9 protein-coding genes are annotated in these 7,609 nt (G+C 73.6%); all 9 read left to right on the forward strand.

Translation table 11 applies throughout. The features are described 5' to 3' along the window. The first annotated feature begins 230 nt into the window (after positions 1 to 230). On the forward strand, positions 231 to 482 hold the full coding sequence (locus RWM17_RS10320) for a hypothetical protein (protein ID WP_123547434.1): 252 nt from the start codon (positions 231 to 233) through the stop codon (positions 480 to 482). After that, positions 479 to 928 (forward strand): phage holin family protein, encoded by a 450-nt coding sequence (locus tag RWM17_RS10325; protein WP_314103368.1) that lies wholly within the window; start codon positions 479 to 481, stop codon positions 926 to 928. The genes RWM17_RS10320 and RWM17_RS10325 overlap by 4 nt, the downstream gene beginning before the upstream one ends. Positions 929 to 999: 71 nt before the next feature. Beyond that, the gene (locus RWM17_RS10330) at positions 1,000 to 1,272 is read left to right on the forward strand and encodes a DUF3618 domain-containing protein (RefSeq protein WP_192040518.1); all 273 of its coding nucleotides are present in this window, start codon (positions 1,000 to 1,002) and stop codon (positions 1,270 to 1,272) included. A 166-nt stretch (positions 1,273 to 1,438) separates the two neighbouring features. Continuing rightward, positions 1,439 to 2,176, forward strand: coding sequence for a hydrogen peroxide-dependent heme synthase (gene hemQ, locus RWM17_RS10335; protein ID WP_314103370.1), 738 nt, complete (start codon positions 1,439 to 1,441; stop codon positions 2,174 to 2,176). Continuing rightward, the gene (locus tag RWM17_RS10340) at positions 2,173 to 3,396 is read left to right on the forward strand and encodes a ferrochelatase (RefSeq protein WP_314103371.1); all 1,224 of its coding nucleotides are present in this window, start codon (positions 2,173 to 2,175) and stop codon (positions 3,394 to 3,396) included. Before hemQ ends, RWM17_RS10340 begins: the two co-directional genes overlap by 4 nt. Before the next feature lie 4 nt (positions 3,397 to 3,400). Then, positions 3,401 to 4,384 (forward strand): hydroxymethylbilane synthase, encoded by a 984-nt coding sequence (gene hemC / locus RWM17_RS10345; RefSeq protein ID WP_314103373.1) that lies wholly within the window; start codon positions 3,401 to 3,403, stop codon positions 4,382 to 4,384. Further along, positions 4,381 to 5,178, forward strand: coding sequence for a uroporphyrinogen-III synthase (locus RWM17_RS10350; RefSeq protein WP_314103375.1), 798 nt, complete (start codon positions 4,381 to 4,383; stop codon positions 5,176 to 5,178). Before hemC ends, RWM17_RS10350 begins: the two co-directional genes overlap by 4 nt. Before the next feature lie 92 nt (positions 5,179 to 5,270). Continuing rightward, on the forward strand, positions 5,271 to 6,260 hold the full coding sequence (gene hemB, locus RWM17_RS10355) for a porphobilinogen synthase (RefSeq protein ID WP_314103377.1): 990 nt from the start codon (positions 5,271 to 5,273) through the stop codon (positions 6,258 to 6,260). Further along, positions 6,260 to 7,606 (forward strand): glutamate-1-semialdehyde 2,1-aminomutase, encoded by a 1,347-nt coding sequence (gene hemL, locus RWM17_RS10360; protein WP_314103378.1) that lies wholly within the window; start codon positions 6,260 to 6,262, stop codon positions 7,604 to 7,606. Before hemB ends, hemL begins: the two co-directional genes overlap by 1 nt. Positions 7,607 to 7,609 lie beyond the last annotated feature (3 nt).

Consider the following 7,609-nt stretch of genomic DNA (forward strand, 5'->3'; position numbering starts at 1 on the left):
GGGCGACCCTGACCCGCCGCGGGCGACCCTGACCCGCCGCGGGCGGCCACTACCCGCCGACATGTGGCCGCAGCTGCGCGCTCGGGACAGCGGAGGAGGCGCCGCGGGGCAAGTCGACCCGCGCAGCGGCCGAGCACGGGCGCGTCCGGGCGGCGGCGGGCGGCACCGGGCTACATTGGGACAGCGCGTCGGGCACCGGTCCGTGCGCCCCCACACATGAATGGAGCGACATGCGAGGCAAACTGATCTTCGTCGCCGGAGCAGCCGTCGGATTCGTGCTGGGCGCTCGCGCCGGCCACGAGCGCTACGAGCAGATCGCCGCGAACTCGTCGAAGCTGTGGAACAGCCGCGCCGTGCAGCGGCAGGTCGTCAAGGCCGAGGACTTCGCGGGCGCCAAGGCCGCCGACGCGGTCGACGCGGTCGTCAACGGCGTGAAGACGGTGGCCGTCAAGGCCGTCGGAGGCGGGAAGAAGAAGAAGTGACCGACTCCACCCGGAGCGACAAGGTCCGACGCGGCTCCAAGTCGCGCTCGTTCTTCGCCCTGGTCCAGGACGTCCCCAGCCTGGTCACCGACCTCGTCAAGGGCGAGCTCGCCCTGCTCAAGTACGAGATCATCGGCACGCTCAAGGCCTTCGGCATCGGTGCGGGGTTCCTCGTCGGCGCGCTCGTCTTCGTCTTCGCCATGCTCGGGGTGCTGCTCACGGGCATCGTCCTGCTGATCGCGATCTGGCTGCCCGGCTGGCTGTCGGCGCTGATCGTCGCCTTCGTGCTCCTCCTCGTCGCCGCCCTGCTGGCGTTCCTCGGCTACAAGAGCATCAAGAAGGGCCTCCCGGCCGTGCCGGAGAAGACGATCGCGAGCCTCAAGCGCGACCTCAAGGCCGTCAAGGGCGTCGGGACCATCCCGGGGCACGACGTCACCGAGTTCTGAGCCGCCGCCTCCGCGACTCCCTGCGAGCCCCGCTCGACCCCTCCTCCCCGCCCGCACCGATCGGAGACCCCGTGAGCGACAGCACCGCCAAGAACGACAGCAGCGACAAGGCCGACAAGGCCGACGGCAGCGACATCCAGGCACACATCGACCGCACCCGTGCGGAGCTCGCCGCGACGCTGAACGAGCTCGAGGACAAGCTCAACGTCCCGAAGCAGCTCGGGATCGCGGGCCACCGCGCGAAGTCGTCGTTCTCGCGCGACCCGCTGCCCTGGGTCGCGGGTGCCGGCGTCGCCGCGCTGGCGCTCGCGGGCGTCGTCGTCGCGGCCGTCCGGTCGCGCTGACCGGGAGGCGGGCTGCGAGCCCGCCCGACGGTCCCTGCGCGACGGCCCCTGCGCGACCGCCCGTCCGACGGCCCCGTCCGACGGCCCCCGGGCGGTCGGCCGGAGATCGCTCGACGACGTCGCAACCTGGTTGGGCTCCCAGCCCGCACAGGTGGAGAATGGCCCCATGAGTCACAGCGCCGACTCGCCAGTCCCCGAGCTGCCGACGTCCGATTCCCTTCCTGCCGAGCGACCCGGCGCCGAGCGCCTCGGGTACACCCTCTGGGCAGTGCTCCGCCGCGATCCCCAGAACCCGTACGCCCCCGAGCACGAGGACGTCGCGCAGCTCGACGAGCTCGTCGACTCCCTCGCCTCCGAGGGCGTGGTCGTCCGTGGCTTCTACGACGTCAGCGCCCTCCGCGCCGACGCCGACGTGATGATCTGGCTGCACGGCGAGGTCCCCGAGGCGATCCAGTCGGCGTACCGCCGCCTCCTGCGCACCGACGTCCTCGGCGGCCTGCTGCCGACCTGGAACGCCATGGGCATGCACCGCGACGCCGAGTTCTCGCGGAGCCACAGCCCCGCGTTCATGCGCGGCAAGGAGCCCGAGGCGTGGCTCACGGTCTACCCGTTCGTCCGCAGCTACGAGTGGTACCTGCTGCCCGAGGCCGAGCGCCGTCAGATGCTCGCCGACCACGGCAAGCAGGGCTCCGAGCACCGCGCCGTGCTCACGAACACGGTGGCCAGCTTCTCCCTCGGCGACTACGAGTGGATCCTGGCCCTCGAGGCTCCCGAGCTCGTCCAGCTCGTCGACCTCATGCGCGACCTCCGCTACACCGAGGCCCGCCGACACGTCCGCGAGGAGATCCCGTTCTACACGGGCCGTCGCATCACCACCACCGAGATCATCGAGGTCCTGTCGTGACCGACACCACCGGCATCACCAACGGCCAGCTCGTCCGGGCTGCCACCCCCGCCGCCGCGCAGGGGCCCGAGCACGTCAGCGTGCCCACCGACTACGACGCGATCCTCCTCGCCGGCTTCGGCGGGCCCGAGGGCCAGGACGACGTCATCCCGTTCCTCCGCAACGTCACGCGCGGCCGCGGCATCCCCGAGGAGCGCCTGGAGGAGGTGGCGACGCACTACCGCCACTTCGGCGGCGTCAGCCCCATCAACCAGCACAACCGCGAGCTCAAGGTCGCCCTCGAGGGCGAGCTGTCGCGGCGCGGCATCGACCTGCCCGTGATCTGGGGCAACCGCAACTGGGACCCGTACATGGCCGACGCCGTGCGCGAGGCCGACGAGCGCGGCTTCACCAAGCTCATCGCGGTCGCGACGAGCGCCTACTCGTCCTACAGCTCGTGCCGCCAGTACCGCGAGGACTTCGCGATGGCGCTCGAGGCCACCGGGCTCGAGGGCAAGATCATGATCGACAAGGTGCGTCAGTTCTTCGACCACCCCGGCTTCGTCCAGCCGTTCATCGACGGCGTCCGCGAGGGCCTCGAGAAGGCCCGGGCCGAGAACGCCGACCTCGACCTCGCGACCGAGGTGCAGGTGCTCTTCGCGACGCACTCGATCCCGTCGACCGACGCCGCCCGCAGCGGTCCCGAGGCGCGCGGCTTCGACGACGAGGGCGCGTACGCGGCGCAGCACAAGGCCGTCGCCGAGGTCGTCATGGCCGCGGCCGAGGCCGGTCTCGGGCTCGACCTGCCCGCCGGCGGCGGCACGACCGTGCCGTGGCAGCTCGTCTACCAGTCGCGCAGCGGCCCGCCCTCGATGCCGTGGCTCGAGCCCGACATCAACGACGCCATCGACGACCTCGCCGGCGGCCCGACGCGCGCCGTCGTCATCGTGCCGCTCGGCTTCGTGAGCGACCACATGGAGGTCATGTGGGACCTCGACGAGGAGGCGCTCGAGACCAGCGAGAAGAACGGCTTCTGGGCCACGCGCACCCCCACCCCCGGCATCGACCCGAACTACGTGACCGGCCTCGTCGACCTCGTCCTCGAGCGTGTCGAGGGCACCCCCGTCGACGACCGCCCGCACCTCACCGACATCGGGCCCTGGTACGACGTGTGCCGTCCGGGCTGCTGCGAGAACGTGCGCCTCGGGTTCAAGCCCGCCGTCTCGGGATTGGTGCCGTAGGAGCGTGGCGACACTCCGAGTAGGCACCCGGGCCAGCGCGCTGGCCGTCGCGCAGTCCACCACGGTCGCGGAGCGCCTCGCGGCCGCGACCGGCCACGACGTCGAGCTCGTCCGCGTGCACACCGAGGGCGACCGCACCCAGGCGACGGGCGAGTCGCTCTCGCTCGGCGGCACGGGCGTGTTCGCGAGCGCGCTGCGCGAGGCGCTGCTCGCCGACGAGTGCGACGTGCTGGTGCACTCCCTCAAGGACCTGCCCACCGCCTCCCACCCGGGTCTGCACATCGGGGCGATCCCGGGCCGGGCCGACGCCCGCGACGCGCTCTGCGCCCGTGACGGCCTCACCCTCGAGACGCTGCCGCAGGGCGCGAAGGTCGGCACCGGCTCGCCCCGTCGTGTCGCCCAGCTGCTCGCGCGACGTCCCGACCTCGAGGTCGTGCCGATCCGCGGCAACGTCGACACCCGCCTCCGTCGGCTCGAGGACGACCTGGACGCCGTCGTGCTCGCCGCGGCCGGCCTGGGCCGCCTCGGCCGCTCGACCTCGGTGACCGACCTGCTCGGCCTCGGCCCGTGGCCCAGCGCCCCCGGCCAGGGCGCGCTCGCCGTCGAGGTGCGCGAGGGCGACCCCAGCGACGAGCTGGCCCGCGGGCTCCGCGCGATCGAGCACGTCGAGACCCGTCTCGTCGTCACCGCCGAGCGCGAGGTGCTCGCCGGGCTCGAGGCGGGCTGCTCGGCGCCCATCGGCGCGACCGCCGTCGTCGACGCCGGCCTGCTGCTGCTCAGCGCCACGGTCTACAGCCCCGACGGCTCGCGCCGCATCAGCTCGTCGCACGCGGTCTCGCTCGAGGAGGGGCCCGTCACGGCCCAGCTCGCGGACGTCCACGAGGTGGCCGGCCGCGTCGTCGACGAGCTGCTCGAGCTCGGCGCGGCCGAGCTCGCGCCGATCGGCGGGGGGCCCGCGGGCGGGGACCCCCTGGGGAGCGCGTCGTGACCGCCGCCAAGCCGCTCAAGGGCGTGCGCGTCCTCGTGCCGCGGGGCGGCAAGTGGGGCGACGGCGTGTCGGCGTCCCTCCGGTCGTACGGCGCGGCACCCGTGATCGCGCCGCTCATCAACTTCGCGCCCGCCGAGACGCCCGAGCTGCTCGCCGCCGCGCTGGGGCGACTGAAGGCGGGCGTCTACGAGTGGCTCGTCGTCACCAGCGCCACGACCGTCGACGTGCTCGTCGGCAACGGGATCCGGCCCATCCCCGCGACGCGCATCGCGGCCGTCGGAGAGACGACCGCCGCGGCGCTGACGCTGGCCGGCTACCACGTCGACTTCGTCCCCGAGGGCGACAACTCCGCCCGCGGCCTCGTCAAGGAGTGGCCGTCGGAGCTCGTCGCCGGGCGCGTGCTCGTGCCCCAGTCCGACATCGCCGAGCCGACCCTGGTCGCCGGCCTGTCCGCCCGGGGCTTCGACGCCGAGTTCGTCTCGGCGTACCGCACCGTCGGCGTGCCCGTCACCGACGACGTGGTGCGCGACGTCGCCTCCGGCGACATCAGCGTGCTGCTCGTCACCTCGGGCAGCGTCGCACGGCAGATCGCCGCCCAGCTGGCGCCCCTGCCCGAGAGCACGGTCGTGGCCTGCATCGGCCCGCGCACGGCGTTCGACGCCCGTGCGGCCGGGCTGCCCGTCCACCTCATCGCCGAGACGCGCTCCGCCGCGGCCCTGGTGGAGGCGGTGGTCGAGAACGCCGTCGCGGGCGGCACGGCCGACCTCGACGACGCGCACGGAGGGGGACGCTGACGCGACCCTCCCGCGGTGCCCGCACCGCGCCTCCTCGGCTCGACCGTGCCGGGGCCCCGACATCGACGACCATCGACGACCCGAGAAGGACCATGTCCCAGTTCCCCCGCGTGCGGCCCCGCCGGCTGCGCGCCACCCCTGCCCTCCGCCGCCTGACCGCCGAGACGCGGCTGCACCCGGCCGACCTCGTGCTGCCGATGTTCGTGCGCGAGGGCATCGACGAGCCCGTCGCCATCAGCTCGATGCCGGGCGTGGTGCACCACAGCCTCTCGAGCCTGCCGCGTGCCGTCGAGGAGGCGGCCGCGGCCGGGGTGGGAGGCGTCATGCTGTTCGGCGTGCCCCTCGAGAAGGACGCGGTCGGGTCGGGCGCCACCGACCCCGAGGGCATCCTCAACGTCGGCACGCGCGTGGCGGTCGACGCGGCGCAGGGCGCCCTCGTCGTGCAGACCGACCTCTGCCTCGACGAGTTCACCGACCACGGCCACTGCGGCGTGCTGGCCGCCGACGGCTCGGTCGACAACGACGCGACGCTGGTCCGCTACGACGAGATGGCGATCGTGCAGGCCGAGGCCGGCTCGCAGCTGATCGGCATGAGCGGCATGATGGACGGCCAGATCGGCTCGGCCCGCGAGGCCCTCGACGACGCCGGCTTCGGCGGCACGGCCTTGCTCGCCTACGCGGCCAAGTACGCCTCGGCCTTCTACGGCCCGTTCCGCGAGGCGGTGCAGTCGACGCTCGTCGGCGACCGGCGCACCTACCAGCAGGACGCGGCCAACGGTCGCGAGGGCATCCGCGAGGTCGAGCTCGACATCGCCGAGGGCGCGGACATCGTCATGGTGAAGCCGGCGATGAGCTACCTCGACGTGCTGGCCGAGACCGCGGCGATGAGCCCGGTGCCCGTCTGGGCCTACCAGATCAGCGGCGAGTACTCGATGATGCACGCCGCCGCCGCGAACGGCTGGATCGACCTCGACGCCGCGTCGTACGAGAGCGTGCTGTCGATCAAGCGCGCCGGTGCCGACGCGATCCTCACCTACTGGGCCACCGAGCTGGCCACCCGCCTGCGCAAGGGAGACATCTGATGGGCGACCACGCCAACGAGCACTTCTTCACCCGCGCGAAGCAGTCGATCCCGGGCGGGGTGAACTCCCCGGTGCGCGCCTACGGCAGCGTCGGGGGCACGCCCCGGTTCCTCGTGGGGGCTAAGGGGCCGCACGTGACCGACGCCGAGGGGCGCGAGTACGTCGACCTGGTGGCCTCGTGGGGCCCCGCGATCCTCGGGCACGCCCACCCCGAGGTGGTGCGCGCCGTGCAGGAGGCCGCGGCCCGTGGCCTGTCCTTCGGCGCGTCGACGCCCGCCGAGACCGAGCTCGCCGAGCTGGTGCGCGAGCGCGTGGCCGTCGGCGACGCCCGCCCGATCGGCAAGATCCGCATGGTGTCGACCGGCACCGAGGCCACGATGACGGCCATCCGCCTGGCCCGCGGCTACACCGGTCGCGACCTGCTCGTGAAGTTCGCCGGCCATTACCACGGCCATTCCGACTCGCTCCTGGCCGAGGCCGGGTCCGGCGTCGCCACGCTGTCGATGCCCGGCTCGGCCGGCATCACCGCCGAGACGGCGGCCCAGACGCTGGTGCTGCCCTACAACGACCTCGACGCCGTGCGCGCCGTGTTCGACGAGCACGGCCCCCGCATCGCGGCGGTCATCGTGGAGGCGGCCGCCGCCAACATGGGAGTGGTCGCGCCCGACCGCGGCTTCAACCGCAGCCTGTCCGAGATCACGAGCCGCCACGGCGCGCTGCTGATCGTCGACGAGGTGCTCACGGGCTTCCGCGTCGGCCCGGCCGGCTGGTGGGGCCTCGAGGCGTCGAAGGTCGTGCCCGACGGCGCCGGCTGGCAGCCCGACCTCGTCACCTTCGGCAAGGTGATCGGCGGCGGCATGCCCCTCGCCGCGCTCGGCGGCCGCGCCGAGGTGATGGACTTCCTGGCCCCGACCGGCCCGGTGTACCAGGCCGGCACGCTGAGCGGGAACCCCGTCGCCGTCGCGGCGGGCATCGCGACCCTGCGCCTGGCGACCCCGGAGGTCTACGCCCGGCTCGACGCCGTCGCCGACACGCTGTCGCACGAGGTCTCCGCGGCCCTGTCGGCCGAGGGCGTCGAGCACGCCGTGCAGCACGCGGGCTCGCTGTTCTCGTTCGCCTTCACGGCGACCCCGCCGCGCGACTACGACGACGTGCGGGCACAGCAGACCTGGCGGTACCCGGCGTTCTTCCACTCGATGCTCGACTCGGGGGTGGCCCTGCCTCCCTCGGTGTACGAGGCGTGGTTCGTCACCGCCGCGCACGACGACGCGACGGTGTCGCGGATCCTCGACGCCGTGCCGGCTGCGGCGCGCGCGGCCGCGGCCGCCACGGCCCCCGGCGCGTAGCCG

The sequence above is a fragment of the uncultured Frigoribacterium sp. genome (assembly GCF_963515265.1).
In the GTDB taxonomy this organism is placed as follows: domain Bacteria; phylum Actinomycetota; class Actinomycetes; order Actinomycetales; family Microbacteriaceae; genus Frigoribacterium.

What these genes read in the sequence shown, in the direction of transcription:
- RWM17_RS10320 (WP_123547434.1), top strand. Translation starts at nt 231, where the DNA reads ATGCGAGGCAAACTGATCTTCGTCGCCGGAGCAGCCGTCGGATTCGTG.
- hemQ (WP_314103370.1), top strand. Translation starts at nt 1,439, where the DNA reads ATGAGTCACAGCGCCGACTCGCCAGTCCCCGAGCTGCCGACGTCCGAT.
- hemB (WP_314103377.1), top strand. Translation starts at nt 5,271, where the DNA reads ATGTCCCAGTTCCCCCGCGTGCGGCCCCGCCGGCTGCGCGCCACCCCT.
- hemL (WP_314103378.1), top strand. Translation starts at nt 6,260, where the DNA reads ATGGGCGACCACGCCAACGAGCACTTCTTCACCCGCGCGAAGCAGTCG.